Source organism: Actinospineispora eucalypti, from assembly GCF_039543365.1.
Lineage (GTDB): Bacteria > Actinomycetota > Actinomycetes > Mycobacteriales > Pseudonocardiaceae > Pseudonocardia > Pseudonocardia eucalypti.
On record NZ_BAABJP010000037.1, the window covers coordinates 108721 to 122973 of the forward strand.

Genomic DNA, 14253 nt, shown 5'->3' on the forward strand with positions numbered 1-14253 from the left:
AGGTGGTTTCCGGCAAGGCGGAGGCATGGCCTCGTACCGGGGTACGTGGCCGGCCGACAACGCGGCCGGGGACCGCCTGGGCGCGAAGACCGCGATCGAGGACTTCTGAAACACGGCCTACCTGGGTCGGCGGGTGGCGTGGGGGAGGACGGCGCCTCGGCGCAGGGCGTCGGCGTCCAGGGTCACCGGGCGGTACGGCAGCTCGGGCAGGCGGGCGGTCACCGTGCGCACCGGGTCCTCGACGGCGCGGTGGGTGCCGGCCAGGAAGGACCATTCGTGCTCGTCGGAGCCGTAGTGCAGGACCGTTGCGAAGACCTCGCCGAACCGCTCGACCGAGCGCAGCAGCGTCTCGCTCCGCCACAGGGTGGCGCAGCCGGCCTGGCCGGCCAGCACGCCGCCGTCGGTGAGCACCGAGGAGGCCCGGCGCAGGAAGTCCACCCCGTAGAGCCGGTTGTGCTGCGCGGCCGGGTCTTCCGGGCGCTCGTCGGGCAGGTCGACCACGACCACGTCGTAGCGCCGGTCGGTCTCGGCCAGGTAGGCCCAGCCGTCGGCGTAGTGCACGTGCACCGGGCCGTCGCCGCGCTCGGCGGCGGCCAGCGCCTCCGGGGTGTACCCGTAGGGCAGCCGGCGGGCGCAGGCCCGCACGCACTCGGCGTCGATGTCCACGTGGTCCACCCGGCGCGCGCCGGCGGCCACGGCCAGCTGGCTGACCACGCCCTCGCTGGACCCGATCACCAGCACCTGGTCCACCTGGGGCGCGAGCAGCAGGGCGGGGACCAGCAGTGCCTCGTGGTACACGAGCTGGCTGGCTTCGGCGCTCTGCCGTTCGTCGTCGCAGAACAGGGTGACGCCGTGCGCGGTTCGCCCGATCAGCACGTCCTGGAACCCGGTGTGCCCGGACCAGAGCACCTCGGACACCTGCCACACCCGGTGCAACCCGGCGCCCATCGGCTCCTCGACCTGGCCGGTCTCCCCGCGCGGCACGGACTGCCGGTGTACCCGCCGCGCGCCGAGCGCCTCGGCCAGCAGGGTCACGGCACGGTCCGGGTCGGCGGCGTCGCCGCAGGTGAACACGTCCACGAAGGCGGCACCGGCGTCCGGCCAGGTGTGCACCGAGGCGTGTGACTCGGCGAGCATGGCCAGCAGGGTCAACCCGCGCGGGCTGAACTGGTGCGCCACCAGCTGGAGCACCGTCGCCCCGGCTCCGGTCAGCGCGTCGCGCAGGGCCGCGCGCAGCGCCGGCTGGTCGTTCAGCGTCTCGGCCGGCACCCCGTGCAGCTCGGCCAGCACGTGCCGCCCGGCGAACTTCATCGCGCCGCCACCGGCTCGGTGCACCGCACGGGCAGCGGCGGCAGGCCGTTGAAACCCACCGACGCGTAGCTGGCCGTGTACGCGCCGGCGGCGAGCAGCCGCACCGGGTCGCCGGCGCGCAACGCCAGGGGCAGCGGCACCTCCCGGTAGAGCATGTCGTCGCCGTCGCAGGTCGGGCCGGCCAGCACGGCGGGCCCGACCGGGCCGCCGTCGTGCGGGGTGGCCAGCCGGTAGCCGATCGCCTCGCCCTCCGTCTCGGCCAGGCCGCCGTAGCGGCCGATGTCCAGGTACACCCAGCGCCGGCCGTCGTGCCGCCGCGACACCCGGACCACCTCCGCGTGCAGCGTGCCGGCCTCGGCGACCAGCAGCCGGCCGGGTTCGACGGCCAGCTCGGGCGCCCGGCCCGGGAAATGGCGCCGCACCGCGTCGCGGATGACTTCCGCGTACTCGGCGATGCCCGGCACCGGTTCGCGGTAGGGCACCGGGAACCCGCCGCCGACGTCCAGCAGCCGGATCGGCATTCCCGCCCGGCCCGCGACCCGCGCGGCGCCGGCAATGGCGTCCGCCCAGGCAGCGGGCCGGGTCTGCTGGGAACCCACGTGGAAGCCCACCCCGGCCGGGTCCAGCCCGTGCCGCGCCGCGTCCTGTAGCAGGCGTACCGCCTCCTCCTCGGCACAGCCGAACTTGCCGCCGAACGGGGTGGCCGACCCGGCCTCGTCCACCGCGATCCGCACCAGCACGGCGGCCCCCGGCGCGTTCGCGGCCAGCACCCGCAGGTCCTCCGCGCTGTCGGTGACGAACAGCCGGACCCCAGCGGCGGCAGCGGCGGCCACCTCGGCCGGCTTGCGCACCGGGTTGGCGTAGCACCGCTCCCCGGCGAAGCCGGCATGGGTCGGGCGCCCAGTTTGGCGCCCGGCAGGGACACCGGCGAGGCCGGTCTCGGGAGGGCGCCCGGTTTGGCACCCGACGGGGATGCCGGCGAGGCCGTCCAGCAGCGCGATCTCCCCCGGGGACGCCACGTCGAAGCCACTGCCGGCCTCGGCGAGCGCGCGCAGCACGGCCGGCTCCGGGTTGGCCTTCACCGCGTAGAACACCCGCGCCTCGGGCAGCGCTTCCCGCAGCTCGGCGTACCGGGCGCGCACCACCCCGAGATCCATCTCCAGATACGGACCGCTCACACCCCGAGGTTAGGGCGCGATGGGGTGGCGGTCGTGCGCGGTGCCGGTTCCAAGACGGCTTGGACGGCGCGGCTGGGGGCTTTCGCGGCTTCGGCGCGGCCTCTTGCGTCGGGCGGGCTGCCGCGCCGGCTGGTCACCTTCCGTGACGATGCTGGGGCCTGCCTTCCGTGCCCTTCGTGATCAACTAAACATGGGAGACCTTACTGGCCAGTAGAACGTCTCTGGTGTTTAGTTGATCACATACCACGCGCGCCGAACGCCGGAACGCTCCGCGCCGGGACGGTTGCTGACTACAGAAGGTAACCAGACGCGGCGGCACCGCGGTCGACGCAAGAGGCCGCGCCGAAGCCGCAGAGGCCCCCCAGCCGCGCCGTCAAAGCCGTCTTGGAACCGGCACCGCACTCAGCCGGCGGCCAGCGCGGTGTCCCGGGAGACCGGCTCCCAGGTGCGCAGCTCGGTGCGCACGGCGTCCAGGTGGGCGAGGATGCCGTCCACCGCGTCCGCGCCCAGCGGCAGGCGCAGCGGGGTGGTGTCCGCGTCCGGGGCGGTGCGGATCGCGGCGGCGGCGCGGGCCGGGTCGCCGGGCTCCACGCCGCGGATACCGGTGATCATCTCCCGGGTGGAGCCGACGGTCGGCGTGTAGTCGTCGATGCGGGCGCTCCGCACCAGGTTGGCGCCGGAAAGCTCGGTGCGGAACGAGCCGGGCTCGACCACCAGCACCGCGATGCCCAGCGGCCCGACCTCGGCGGCCAGGGCCTCCGAGTAGCCCTCCAGCGCGAACTTGGTGGCGCAGTAGGCGGAGAACCCGGGCAGCGCCACCCGACCACCGAACGAGGACATCTGCACGATCGCCCCGCTGCCCCGGGCGCGCATGCCCGGCAGCACCGCCCTGGCGAGTGCGGCCGGACCGAAGAAGTGCAGCTCGAACAGGTCGCGCAGCTCGCCGTCGGTGGTCTCCTCGGCGGCGCCCACCTGGCCCCGGCCGGCGTTGTTGACCAGCACGTCGATCCGCCCGTAGCGGGCCTGCACGTCGGCCACCAGCGCGGCGCCGGCGGCGGTGTCGGTCACGTCCAGCCGGGCCGCCTCGATCTGGTCCGGGTGACTGGTGACCAGGTCGTCCAGCGTCTCCGGGCGCCGTGCGGTGGCCACCACCACGTCCCCGGCGGCCAGCGCCGCCTCGGTGATCGCCCGGCCGAAGCCGCTGGACGCCCCGGTCACCAGCCAGACCCGTGATGTGGAAGTCATGGCGCAACCTTGGCTCGCGCGACCCCTGGACGTCCAAGACCTGGCGTGATAACCAGATGGCATGGACGCGCACCTGCGCTACTTCGTGGCCATCGCCGAGCACCTGCACTTCACCCGCGCCGCCGAGGCGCTGTACGTGAGCCAGCCGGCGCTGTCCAAGCAGATCCGGGGCTTCGAGCAGCGGTTGCGGGTGCGGTTGTTCGACCGGGACGGGCGGGGCGTGGCGCTCACCCCGGCCGGCGCGGCGCTGCTGCCCGGGGCGCGCGCGGTACTGGACGCGTGGGCCGCCGCCGAGGCCGACCTGGCCGCCGCCACCGCGGTGCAGCGCGGCACGCTGCGCGTGGGCATGAGCACCGGCCTCGGCCGGGGCCTGCTGCCGGCGGTGCGGGCCCGGCTGGCCGAGCTGGCACCGAGGATCCAGCTGCACGTGCGGCAGGTCGGCTGGGGCGACCCGACCGGCGGCCTGGCCGACGCCGGCGGGGAGGGGACCGACGCGGCGTTCGTCTGGCTGCCGCTGCCCCACCCCGAGCGGTTCGCTTGGCTGGAGGTGGCGCGCGAGCCGAGGCTGGTCGCGCTGCCCTCGGCCCACCCGCTCGCGGACCGGGCCGAGCTGGACATCGCCGAGCTGCTGGACCAGCCGTTCCTCGCGTTGCCGGCCAGCAGCGGGGTGCTGCGGGACTACTGGCTGGCCACCGAGGCCCGGGGCGGCCGGGAACCGGTGGTCGGCGCCGAGGTCGCCAGCGTCGAGGAGACCGTGGAATGCCTGGCCGCCGGCCTCGGGGTCTGCCTGCTGGCCAGTGGGAACGCCCCGGCGCTGGACCTGGACGGGGTGGCCGTGCGGCCGGTCACCGGGGTTGGGCCGAGCCGGCTGGTGCTGGCTTGGCGGCGGGGCGACAACCGCGAGGCGCTGCGCCGGCTGCGCGAGGCCACCGCGTCGGCCATCGGGTCCGGCCCGGCGGAGGGTCAGCCGGCCAGGTAGCCGCCCGAAGCGTCCACGTCGGCGCCGTGCACCGCGCCGGCCTCGTCGGAGGCCAGCCACATCACCACCGAGGCCATCTCCTCGGCGCGGACGATCCGGCGCACCGGGTAGTCCTGGGCGATCTGTTCGTAGCTCACCCCGAACGCGGCGGCGGCCCGGCGCAGCATCGGGGTGTCCACCGCACCCGGGGCGAAGGCGTTCACCCGGATGCCCGCCGCGGCGTACTCCAGCGCGGCCACCCTGGTCAGCGACAGCACGCCGTGCTTGCTGGCGTTGGACGGGGCGATGGTGGCGAACCCGACCTCGGCGGAGATGGACGCGGTGTTGATGATCACGCCACCCCCGGCGGCCAGCATCCGGGGGATCTCGTACTTCATGGCGAGGAACACGCCGGCGGTGTTGGTCCGCCAGACCAGCTCCAGGTCTTCCAGGGTCTGCTCGTGCAGCCGGGCGGCGCGTGGGCTCTCGATGCCGGCGTTGTTGAGCGCGATGTCCAGCCGCTGGTAGCGGTCCACGCAGGCGGCGACCAGGTCGCGCACCTCCGGCTCGTGGCGCACGTCGGCCCGCCGGTAGGTGGCGTCCCCGCCGGCCGCGCGGATGTCCGCCTCGACCCGGCGGCCCAGCTCGGCGCGCCGGCCGCAGAAGAACACCTTCGCCCCGCGCGCGGCCATCGCCCGCGCGGTGGCCTCGCCGATCCCCGAGGTCGCCCCGGTGATCAGCGCGACCTTGCCGGCGAACCGCTGGTCAGGGGCCGGCGCGCCCGACTGGTGGGCGGCCAGCGAGCCGGCGGCTCCGGCGGCGATGCCGGCCACTCCGGCGGCGCCGATGGCCAATGCTTTGCGCCGGGAGAGTTGAGAGGGTTGGGTGGACACCGAACCAGGCAATCAGTGCACCGATGCGCCGGTCCAATACCCGTGTTCATGCCGATCGGGCATGGCGGGCGGCGCCGAGGAGCGACGATGCTGGTGGGCGAGCACGTGACGAGGACGGTGTGAGTTGGGTAAGCCGGTACTGCTGACCGTGGACGACGACCCGGGGGTGTCCCGCTCGGTCGCCCGCGACCTGCGACGGCGCTACGGCGAGGAGTTCCGGATCGTCCGGGCGGACTCCCCGGTGGACGCGCTGGAGGCGCTGCGCGAGCTGAAGCTGCGCGGCGACGTGGTCGCGGCCATGCTGGCCGACTACCGGATGCCCCGGATGAACGGCATCGAGTTCCTGGAGCAGGCCATGGACCTGTTCCCGCGGGCGCGGCGGGCGCTGCTCACCGCGTACGCGGATACCGACGCGGCGATCCAGGCGATCAACCTGGTGGACGTCGACCACTACCTGCTCAAGCCGTGGGACCCGCCGGAGGAGAAGCTCTACCCGGTGGTCGACGCGCTGATCGAGACCTGGCGGGCCACCGGGGACAGCGCCGTCGAGGAGACCAAGGTGATCGGCCACCGGTGGTCGGCACCGTCGTTCGCCGCGCGCGACTTCCTGGCCCGCAACGCGGTGCCGTACCGGTACTACAGCGTGGACGAACCGGAGGGCGAGCGGCTGCTCGAGGCGGCCGGGAAGACCGCCGACGACGTGCCGGTGGTGATCACCCCGGACTGCGTGTGCCTGTGCAAACCGTCCAACACGGAGATCGCCGCCGCCGTCGGCCTCTCCACCAACCCGGCCGCCGAGTTCTACGACCTGGTGGTGGTCGGCGCCGGGCCGGCCGGGCTGGGCGCGGCGGTGTACGGCGCCTCCGAGGGTCTGCGCACCGTGCTGGTGGAACGCCAGGCCACCGGAGGCCAGGCCGGCCAGAGCTCGCGGATCGAGAACTACCTGGGCTTCCCGGACGGGGTGTCCGGCGCGCAGCTCACCGACCGCGCTCGCCGGCAGGCCCGCAAGTTCGGCGCGGAGACGCTGTCCGCCCGTGAGGTCACCCGGCTGGAGGTGCGCGGCTCGGCGCGGGTGGTGCACTTCGGCGACGGAACCGAGATCGCCGCCCACTCCGTGGTGCTGGCCACCGGGGTGTCCTACCGGACGCTGGACGCGCCGGGGGTCGCGGAGCTGACCGGCAGCGGGGTGTACTACGGCTCGGCGGTGACCGAGGCGCCGGCCTGCGCCGGCCAGGACGTGTACATCGTCGGCGGGGCCAACTCGGCCGGGCAGGCGGCGGTGTTCTTCTCCCGGCACGCCAAGCGGGTGGTGCTGCTGATCCGGGGTTCCTCGCTGGAAGCGTCGATGTCGCACTACCTGATCCAGCAGCTGGAGGCGATCGAGAACGTCTCGGTGCGCACGCACACCGAGGTGGCCGAGGCCCACGGTGAGCAGCACCTGGAGCGGCTCACCCTGCGGTCCGGGGGCGAGAGCGAGACGGTGGGTGCCGGCTACCTGTTCGTGTTCATCGGCGCGGCGCCGCGCACCGACTGGCTGGACGGCGTGCTGGTCCGGGACGAGCGTGGCTTCGTGCGCACCGGTCCGGACCTGATTCGTGGCGAATCCCGGCCCCCCGGGTGGACACTGGACCGGGAGCCCTACTTCATGGAGTCCAGCGTGCCGGGCGTTTTCGTGGCGGGCGATGTGCGCGCCGAGTCGGTCAAGCGGGTGGCCTCCGCCGTCGGTGAGGGTGCGATGGCGGTGACCTTGGTACATCGGTATCTGGGGGAGCAGTGAGTGTCACGCTGTCGCACGCGGAACTGCGCGAGCTGTTCCTGTTCGCCGATCTTTCCGATCTGCAGCTCGGCTGGATAGCGCTGAACGCCGACGAGGTGGAGGTGGCCGCCGACACCGAGATCTTCACCGAGGGTGACGACGCCAAGTGCTTCTGGGTGCTGCTTTCCGGCACGGTGGCCACCAGCCGGGTGATCGGCGGTGAGCGGGTGGAGACCGCGCGCACCGACCAGGTCGGCGTCTACTTCGGCGCGGTGTCGTTCTACCTGCCCGAGTCGCTGGAACAGGGTTATCCCACGTCCGCCCGGGCGGTCACCGACGTGCGGCTGCTCGCGTTGCCGGTCGGGCCGTTCGCGGCGGCGTTCCGGGACTGGTTCCCGATGGCCGTGCACCTGCTGCAGGGCATGGTGCTCGGCACCCGGCGGGGGCAGGCGATCACCGGCCAGCGGGAGCGGCTGCTGGCGCTGGGCAAGCTGTCCGCCGGGCTCACCCACGAGCTGAACAACCCGGCCGCCGCGGCCGCACGGGCCACCTCCACGCTGCGCGACCGGGTGGCCGGCATGCGGCACAAGCTGGCCATGCTGGCCGAGGGCAAGCTGGACACCGACGCCCTGCTCGCGCTGACCGGCCTGCAGGAGGACTTCGCCGACCGGGTGGCCGAGGCGCCCGAGCTGTCCCCGCTGGAGAGCAGCGACCTGGAGGACGAGCTCGGCGACTGGCTGACCGACCACGGCATCGGCGGCGGCTGGGACCTCGCCCCGGTGTTCGTGGCGGCCGGGCTGCGGGTGTCCGATCTCGAGAAGGTGCTGGTGGCGGCCGGTGCTGAGTCGCTGGGTGGTGCGGTGCGCTGGCTGGCGTACACGGTGGAGACGGAAAGCCTGCTGCGCGAGATCACCGACTCCACCAACCGGATCACCGCGCTGGTCGGCGCGGCCAAGCAGTACTCCCAGCTGGACCGCGCGCCCTACCAGATGATCGACGTGCACGACGGGCTGAAGGCCACGCTGGTGATGTTCGCCGGCAAGTTCGCGGCCTCCGGCGCCGGTGGGGTGAAGCTGGTCAAGGACTTCGACCGCACCCTGCCCAAGATCCCCGGCTACCCGGCCGAGCTGAACCAGGTGTGGACCAACATCATCGACAACGCGCTGGCCGCGATGGCCGGCTCGGGCGTCCTGACGGTCCGCACCGCGCCCGACGGCGAGTGGCTACTGGTGGAGATCGGCGACACCGGCCCCGGCATCCCGCCCGAGCACCGCAAACGCGTCTTCGAGCCGTTCTTCACCACCAAGGGGGTCGGCGAGGGCACCGGCCTGGGCCTGGACGTCTCCTGGCGGGTGGTGGTCAACCGCCACCACGGCGACCTCACCGTGGAGTCACAACCCGGCGACACCCGCTTCCAAATCCGCCTCCCCCTAACCGAATCCCCCTAACCCATATCGCGCCTCCCGCCTGCCCATGTCGCGGGTCTCGCCTGCCCATGTCGCGCGTCCCGCCCGCCCATGTCGCGGGTTTCGCCGGGCCATATCGCGGATTTTGCCGCGTCGTGCGCGGTGCAACGGGCGGTCCGCTGGTGGCTTTCCCGCGACATGGCCTGGCGAAACCCGCGACATGGGCAGGCGAAACCCGCGACATGGGCAGGCGGGACGCGCGACATGGGCAGGCGGGACGGGCGATATGGGTCAGGTTTGGAGGGGGAGGAGTTCGGTTGCCAGTTGGTCGAGGAAGTCGCGGCGGGATGTGACGGGAGTGGCGGGGCGGACCACGAACTTGGTCAGGCCGGCGTCCACGAACTGGGTCAACTGCGTGCGGGCGGCTTGCCAGCCCTTGCAGACCAGGCGGTCGGGGTCCACTCCGGGGCGTTGTTTGGCGATCCGGGCCAGCACGGCGTCCAGGTCCGAGTCGTTCACCGCGACCAGGAGGTTCGTGCCGTAGTGGTCCTCCTCCACCTCCCGGCCGGCCTCGGTGGCCGCGTCGACGATCTGGGCCCGGCAGACCTCGGCCTCGGCCGGTGTGACGAAGCTGCCCAGCCAGCCGTCGGCCAGCCGCCCGATCCGGCGCATGCCGACCGGCAGCCGCCCGCCCAGCCAGAGGTCCAGCGGCTTGGCCGGCAGGGGCGAAACCGTCGCGTCGTCCAGGTGGTAGAACTCGCCGTGGTGGGTCACCGAAGGCTGCGAGAGCAGTGCGCGCACCACCACCAGCGCCTCCTCGAACGCCTCGGCCCGCCGGCCGTCCGGCACCGGGAAGAGGGTCCGGTCGGCCCGCAGGGCGGGGCGCACGCCGAACGCCGGTAGTACCCGGCCGGGGGCCAGCGCGGCCAGCCCGGCCAGCTGCGCGGCGACCAGCGCCGGGTTGCGCCCGGGCAGCACCAGCACGCCGGTGCCCAGCTTCAGCTTGTCGGTGCGGCCGGCCGCATAGGCCAGCCCGATCAGCGGGTCGGCGCTGGCCGGCGAGGACACCAGGTCGGACAGCCAGATGGAGTCGACCGAGTGGGCCTCGAGCTCGTCGATCAGTTCGGCGAGACCGGCGCCGACCTGGGCGCTCTCCCCCTCGACCGGAATCGCGCTGACACCGATGCGGACCTTCATGCCCATGCTCTCGACATTACGTAACGAAACGCCGTTTGCGCACTACTGAGCCGGCACGCTGTCCAGGGTGACCGACACGTTGCGTGGCGAGCCGGCGCCGCTGGTCACGGTAAGTGAGATGGTGCCGCCGGGAGGCGCCGAGTTGACCGCCGCGACCAGCGCGTCGGCGTCCTCGATCAGCCGGGTGCCGATCTTGGTGACCACGTCGCCGGGCTGCAGTCCGGCCTTGGCGGCGGCCGAGTTGGGCGCCACGCCGGCCAGCTGGGCACCGGTGGGCTGCCCGTCCCGGATGCTCACGCCGAGCTGGGCCTGGTTGGCGTGGCCGGTGTTGATGAGCTCGTCGGCGATGCGCTTGGCCTGGTTGATCGGGATGGAGAAGCCGAGGCCGATGGAGCCGCTCTGCCGGGTGCCCGAGCCGCCCAGCGAGGCGATCGCGGAGTTCAGCCCGACGATCCGGCCCTGCATGTCCACCAGCGGGCCGCCGGAGTTGCCCGGGTTGATCGCCGCGTCGGTCTGGATCGCGTCCAGCGCCGAGGTCTGTGCCGGCGCCTGCTGCTGCTCGGTGCCGAAGGGGTCCAGCCCGCCGAGCGGGGACCGCGGTTGCTGCTCCTGCTGGGTCACCACCGGCCGGTTCAGGGCGCTGACGATGCCGCTGGTGACCGTGCCGGCCAGGCCGAGCGGCGAGCCGATGGCCACCACCTGCTGGCCGACCTGGAGCCCGTCCGAGTTGCCCAGCTGGATGGGGGTGAGCCCGGAGACCCCGCGCGCCCGGACCACGGCCACGTCGGCGCGGGCGTCCTGGCCGACCACGGTGACCGGGGCGGTGGAGCCGTCCTGGAACTTCGCGGTGAGCTGGCCGCCGTCACGCGCGGACTCCAGCACGTGGGCGTTGGTGAGGATCAGGCCGTCGGCGGAGAGCACCACGCCGGAGCCCTCGCCGGTGGACCCGACCAGCTGGACCACGCTCGGAAGCACCCGCTGGGCCACCTCGCTGATCGGTCCGGCGGGCAGGTCGCCTGGGGTGGGTGCCCGCTGGGCGAGCGTGCCGGTGCTGGCCGGGGCGCTGCCGGCGGGGCCGTCGGAGGGGCCGCCCACCCAGGCCCCGACCCCGCCACCCACCGCGGCGGCGATCACCGCGATGGCGGCCAGCTCGGCGACGCGCCGCCGGCCCTTCGGGCGGGGTGCGGGGGACGGACCGTTCGGCAGGCCGGGAGGCGGGGGCATCGGCGGCGGAGGCAGCTGGCCGTACGGCGTGCTGGTACCGGATGAGGTTGTCTGGTAGGGGATCGGGCTACCGGCCGGTTTGGTGTCCATGACACCAAGGGTCGGCCGGCAGCCTGTGCTCTTCCTGTGAGCAACCCGAGAAGTCGCTGACGAGTGCCACCCAACGACCCCGCCGATTCAGTGACTTCAGCATGCTGGTTCAGTCACTTCAGCAGGGGCTCCCGGTGTCCTCCGTGGTCGGCGACGGCTGACCCTCGGCTCGGCCGTGCGGACCTACCAGAAGCGACCCGGAGCCGCGCTTCTGCTGAACCCACTGAATCACCGTGCTGAACCGACTGAACCAGCCTGCTGGAGTGACTGAATCAGCCTGCTGGAGTGACTGAATCGGGGGGTGGGGGGATGCGGATGGGAATCTCGCCGCCGAGGTGGTGGCCGGAGGTGAGGTCCAGGCCGTCACCGCTCCAGAACCGGCCGGGGTCGTAGTAGCTGGGTCGCCGGTCGGCCGGCAGCAGGCCCATGAACTGGTAGGTCAGCGCGACCACCTCGGCGCAGTAGGCGGTCTCCAGTGCGGCGCGTTCGGCGTCGTTGCGGCCCCGGGGCAGCCGGGGCGCCCGGCCGGCCAGCCAGCGGCCGGCCAGCTTCGCGGTGGACGGGAAGGGCGTGCCGTCCAGCCGGGCCACCGCGCGCAGCGCGCCGTCCTCCATCTCCCGGGTGGCCGGCGGGTCCAGCTGGCGCAGCCAGCCCCGCTGCCCGTACCGCCGCGCCCAGACCACCACGGCCTCGCGCAGGTCGTGCAGCTGTACGCCCCGGTGGTGGCCGCCGGTCCACATGTCCGGCAGCGAGCGGCCCAGCTCGGCGTGCCACATCAGCGGCGGCAGGTCGTCCAGCACGACCGACATGCCCACGTGGTTCACCGGGCTGTTGGTGGTGACCCGGATGGCCCGGTCGGCGGTCGAGCTGCCCCGGAACAGCCAGATGTCACCGGTGCGGGTCAGGTCGACGGCCGTGTCGAGGTCCAGTGGTTGGTCGGGCACAGCGGTAGCGTATTGCGCCATGCGATGGTGGAAGGTGATCGGCCTCGCCGGGCTCGCCGGCGTGGCGGCGACCGGGGTGGTGCTGGCCCGCTCCGAACGGCAGCGCCGGGCGTACACCCCGGAGGAAATCCGCGCCCGCCTGCACGAACGCGCGGCGGAAGCCACCAAGGCGACCGACTCCCCTCAGTAGGGGATACCCAATTCGGGAGGGTTCCCGACCCGGCTCGGCTAGAAATGGTTTACCCGGGTCGCGGCCAGCCGGTCCGAGAGCGAGATCGTGTGATGGGGGCATGATCTCGCCGGACCCGCCGGTCGCGGCCCTAGGGCATGACCCGAGGCGTGACCAGATCCTCCCGGGTGCCTTTCCAAGGATGCTTCGGCGCGCTAACGTGCACGTCGTTAGTGAATGGCCAATCACTTGGCGCGGCGCTTCGAGGGAGGACCATGGCGGTCATCAGATCCGCGCTGGACACCGGCGGCGAGGTCTACCGCGCCAACCGGGCCAACCAGCTGGCGCTGCTGGACCGGCTGGACGAGCAGTTGGAGCTGGCCAAGGCCGGCGGCGGCGAGCGGTACCAGCAGCGGCACCGGGAGCGGGGCCGGATGCTGGCCCGCGAGCGGATCGAGCTGCTGCTGGACCCGGACTCGCCGTTCCTGGAGTTGTCCACGCTGGCCGCCTGGGGCACCGAGTTCACCGTGGGCGCCGCCGAGGTCACCGGCATCGGCGTGGTGTCCGGGGTGGAGTGCGTGCTGCTCGCCCACGACCCGACGGTGCGCGGCGGCGCGATGAACCCGTACTCGCTGCGCAAGACGCTGCGCGTGCTGGAGATCGCCCGCACCAACCGCCTGCCGGTCATCAACCTGGTCGAGTCGGGCGGCGCCGATCTGCCGTCCCAGTCGGACATCTTCGTGCCCGGTGGCCGGATCTTCCACGAGCTGACCGCGATGTCGGCGGCCCGCATCCCGACCGTCGCGCTGGTGTTCGGCAACTCGACCGCCGGCGGGGCCTACGTGCCGGGGATGTGCGACTACGCGGTGCTGGTCGACCAGCGGGCCAAGGTGTTCCTGGGCGGCCCGCCGCTGGTCAAGATGGCCACCGGCGAGGTGTCGGACGACGAGTCGCTGGGCGGCGCGGACATGCACTCCCGCGTCTCCGGGCTGGCCGACTACTTCGCGGTGGACGAGGCCGACGCCATCCGGATCGGCCGGGAGATCATGTCCCGGCTGAACTGGCGCAAGCTCGGCCCGCCGCCGTCCCCGCACGCCCCGGCGCCGAACTACGACCCGGACGAGATCCTCGGCATCGTCTCCGCCGACGTGAAGGTGCCGTTCGACCCGCGCGAAATCCTCGCGCGCACCGTGGACGGCTCGGAGTTCGACGAGTACAAGCCCCGCTACGGCACCGCGCTGGTCACCGGCTGGGCGCGCATCCACGGCTACCCGGTCGGCGTGCTGGCCAACCACCGGGGCGTGCTGTTCAGCGAGGAGTCGAAGAAGGCCACCGAGTTCATCCTGTTGGCCAACCAGACCGACACCCCGTTGATCTTCCTGCAGAACACCACCGGCTACATGGTCGGCGCCAGCTACGAGCAGGGCGGGATCATCAAGGACGGGGCCAAGATGATCAACGCGGTGGCCAACAGCGAGGTGCCGCACCTGACGATCAACATGGCCTCCTCGTTCGGCGCGGGCAACTACGGCATGTCCGGCCGGGCCTACGACCCTCGGCTGATGTTCGCCTGGCCGGGCGCGCGGCTGGCCGTGATGGGCGCCGCGCAGCTGGCCGGGGTTCTGTCCATCGTCGGCCGGGCGTCGGCGAAGGCCACCGGGCGGCCGTTCGACGAGGAGAAGGACGCCGCCCAGCGCCAGTTCATCGAGGCCCAGATCGAGGCCGAGTCGGACTCCTTCTACGTCACCGCGCGGCTCTACGACGACGGGATCATCGACCCGCGCGACACCCGCACCGTGCTCGGCATGTCGCTGTCCGCCGTGCACTCCAACACCGTCGCCGGCCGGCGCGGCTTCGGCGTCTTCCGGATGTGAGCCTGCCA

The 14253-nt window shown here is 73.1% G+C and carries 12 protein-coding genes; 5 read left to right on the forward strand and 7 right to left on the reverse strand.

The window, feature by feature from the left end:
• Positions 1-117: 117 nt before the first annotated feature.
• The 3 genes from speD to ABEB12_RS29520 all read right to left on the reverse strand — a co-directional run bounded on the left by speD (position 118) and on the right by ABEB12_RS29520 (position 3734).
• Positions 118-1311 carry an adenosylmethionine decarboxylase gene (speD, locus tag ABEB12_RS29505; protein ID WP_185059849.1) on the reverse strand — a complete coding sequence of 398 codons (1194 nt, stop codon included), beginning with the start codon at positions 1309-1311 and terminating at the stop codon, positions 118-120.
• Positions 1308-2489, reverse strand: coding sequence for a type III PLP-dependent enzyme (locus ABEB12_RS29515; RefSeq protein WP_345703248.1), 1182 nt, complete (start codon positions 2487-2489; stop codon positions 1308-1310). Before ABEB12_RS29515 ends, speD begins: the two co-directional genes overlap by 4 nt.
• A gap of 402 nt (positions 2490-2891) precedes the next feature.
• Complete coding sequence (locus tag ABEB12_RS29520) at positions 2892-3734, reverse strand: oxidoreductase (RefSeq protein ID WP_185059850.1); 843 nt, start codon at positions 3732-3734, stop codon at positions 2892-2894.
• Between the two features lie 61 nt (positions 3735-3795).
• Between ABEB12_RS29520 and ABEB12_RS29525 the strand changes: the two genes are divergently transcribed.
• The gene (locus ABEB12_RS29525; RefSeq protein ID WP_185059851.1) at positions 3796-4713 is read left to right on the forward strand and encodes a LysR substrate-binding domain-containing protein; all 918 of its coding nucleotides are present in this window, start codon (positions 3796-3798) and stop codon (positions 4711-4713) included.
• On the opposite strand, the gene ABEB12_RS29530 is transcribed toward ABEB12_RS29525, so the two are convergent.
• Positions 4698-5585, reverse strand: coding sequence for an SDR family NAD(P)-dependent oxidoreductase (locus tag ABEB12_RS29530; RefSeq protein ID WP_345703249.1), 888 nt, complete (start codon positions 5583-5585; stop codon positions 4698-4700). The two genes, ABEB12_RS29525 and ABEB12_RS29530, sit on opposite strands and share 16 nt — an antisense overlap.
• A 124-nt stretch (positions 5586-5709) precedes the next feature.
• Here ABEB12_RS29530 and ABEB12_RS29535 point away from each other — a divergent pair, with 124 nt between their 5' ends.
• Both ABEB12_RS29535 and ABEB12_RS29540 read left to right on the forward strand, forming a co-directional pair.
• The gene (locus tag ABEB12_RS29535) at positions 5710-7362 is read left to right on the forward strand and encodes an FAD-dependent oxidoreductase (RefSeq protein ID WP_185059852.1); all 1653 of its coding nucleotides are present in this window, start codon (positions 5710-5712) and stop codon (positions 7360-7362) included.
• Positions 7359-8789, forward strand: a complete 1431-nt coding sequence (locus tag ABEB12_RS29540; RefSeq protein ID WP_185059853.1) for an ATP-binding protein — start codon at positions 7359-7361, stop codon at positions 8787-8789. The genes ABEB12_RS29535 and ABEB12_RS29540 overlap by 4 nt, the downstream gene beginning before the upstream one ends.
• Positions 8790-9038: 249 nt before the next feature.
• Here the strand turns inward: ABEB12_RS29540 and ABEB12_RS29545 are convergent, their stop codons facing one another.
• The 3 genes from ABEB12_RS29545 to ABEB12_RS29555 form a co-directional block, all read right to left on the reverse strand.
• Positions 9039-9950 carry a TIGR03854 family LLM class F420-dependent oxidoreductase gene (locus ABEB12_RS29545; RefSeq protein ID WP_345703250.1) on the reverse strand — a complete coding sequence of 304 codons (912 nt, stop codon included), beginning with the start codon at positions 9948-9950 and terminating at the stop codon, positions 9039-9041.
• A 36-nt stretch (positions 9951-9986) separates the two neighbouring features.
• Complete coding sequence (locus ABEB12_RS29550; protein WP_185059854.1) at positions 9987-11258, reverse strand: trypsin-like peptidase domain-containing protein; 1272 nt, start codon at positions 11256-11258, stop codon at positions 9987-9989.
• 272 nt (positions 11259-11530) lie between these two features.
• The gene (locus tag ABEB12_RS29555) at positions 11531-12202 is read right to left on the reverse strand and encodes a hypothetical protein (RefSeq protein ID WP_345703251.1); all 672 of its coding nucleotides are present in this window, start codon (positions 12200-12202) and stop codon (positions 11531-11533) included.
• A gap of 19 nt (positions 12203-12221) precedes the next feature.
• Between ABEB12_RS29555 and ABEB12_RS29560 the strand changes: the two genes are divergently transcribed.
• Together ABEB12_RS29560 and ABEB12_RS29565 are read left to right on the forward strand one after the other, a co-directional pair.
• A complete protein-coding gene (locus ABEB12_RS29560) occupies positions 12222-12392 on the forward strand; it encodes a hypothetical protein (protein ID WP_185059856.1) in 171 nt (56 codons plus the stop codon).
• Between the two features lie 254 nt (positions 12393-12646).
• A complete protein-coding gene (locus tag ABEB12_RS29565; RefSeq protein WP_185059857.1) occupies positions 12647-14245 on the forward strand; it encodes a carboxyl transferase domain-containing protein in 1599 nt (532 codons plus the stop codon).
• Positions 14246-14253: the final 8 nt, after the last annotated feature.

What these genes read in the sequence shown, in the direction of transcription:
- speD (WP_185059849.1), bottom strand. Translation starts at nt 1,311, where the DNA reads ATGAAGTTCGCCGGGCGGCACGTGCTGGCCGAGCTGCACGGGGTGCCG.
- ABEB12_RS29520 (WP_185059850.1), bottom strand. Translation starts at nt 3,734, where the DNA reads ATGACTTCCACATCACGGGTCTGGCTGGTGACCGGGGCGTCCAGCGGC.
- ABEB12_RS29525 (WP_185059851.1), top strand. Translation starts at nt 3,796, where the DNA reads ATGGACGCGCACCTGCGCTACTTCGTGGCCATCGCCGAGCACCTGCAC.
- ABEB12_RS29545 (WP_345703250.1), bottom strand. Translation starts at nt 9,950, where the DNA reads ATGGGCATGAAGGTCCGCATCGGTGTCAGCGCGATTCCGGTCGAGGGG.
- ABEB12_RS29550 (WP_185059854.1), bottom strand. Translation starts at nt 11,258, where the DNA reads ATGGACACCAAACCGGCCGGTAGCCCGATCCCCTACCAGACAACCTCA.
- ABEB12_RS29560 (WP_185059856.1), top strand. Translation starts at nt 12,222, where the DNA reads ATGCGATGGTGGAAGGTGATCGGCCTCGCCGGGCTCGCCGGCGTGGCG.
- ABEB12_RS29565 (WP_185059857.1), top strand. Translation starts at nt 12,647, where the DNA reads ATGGCGGTCATCAGATCCGCGCTGGACACCGGCGGCGAGGTCTACCGC.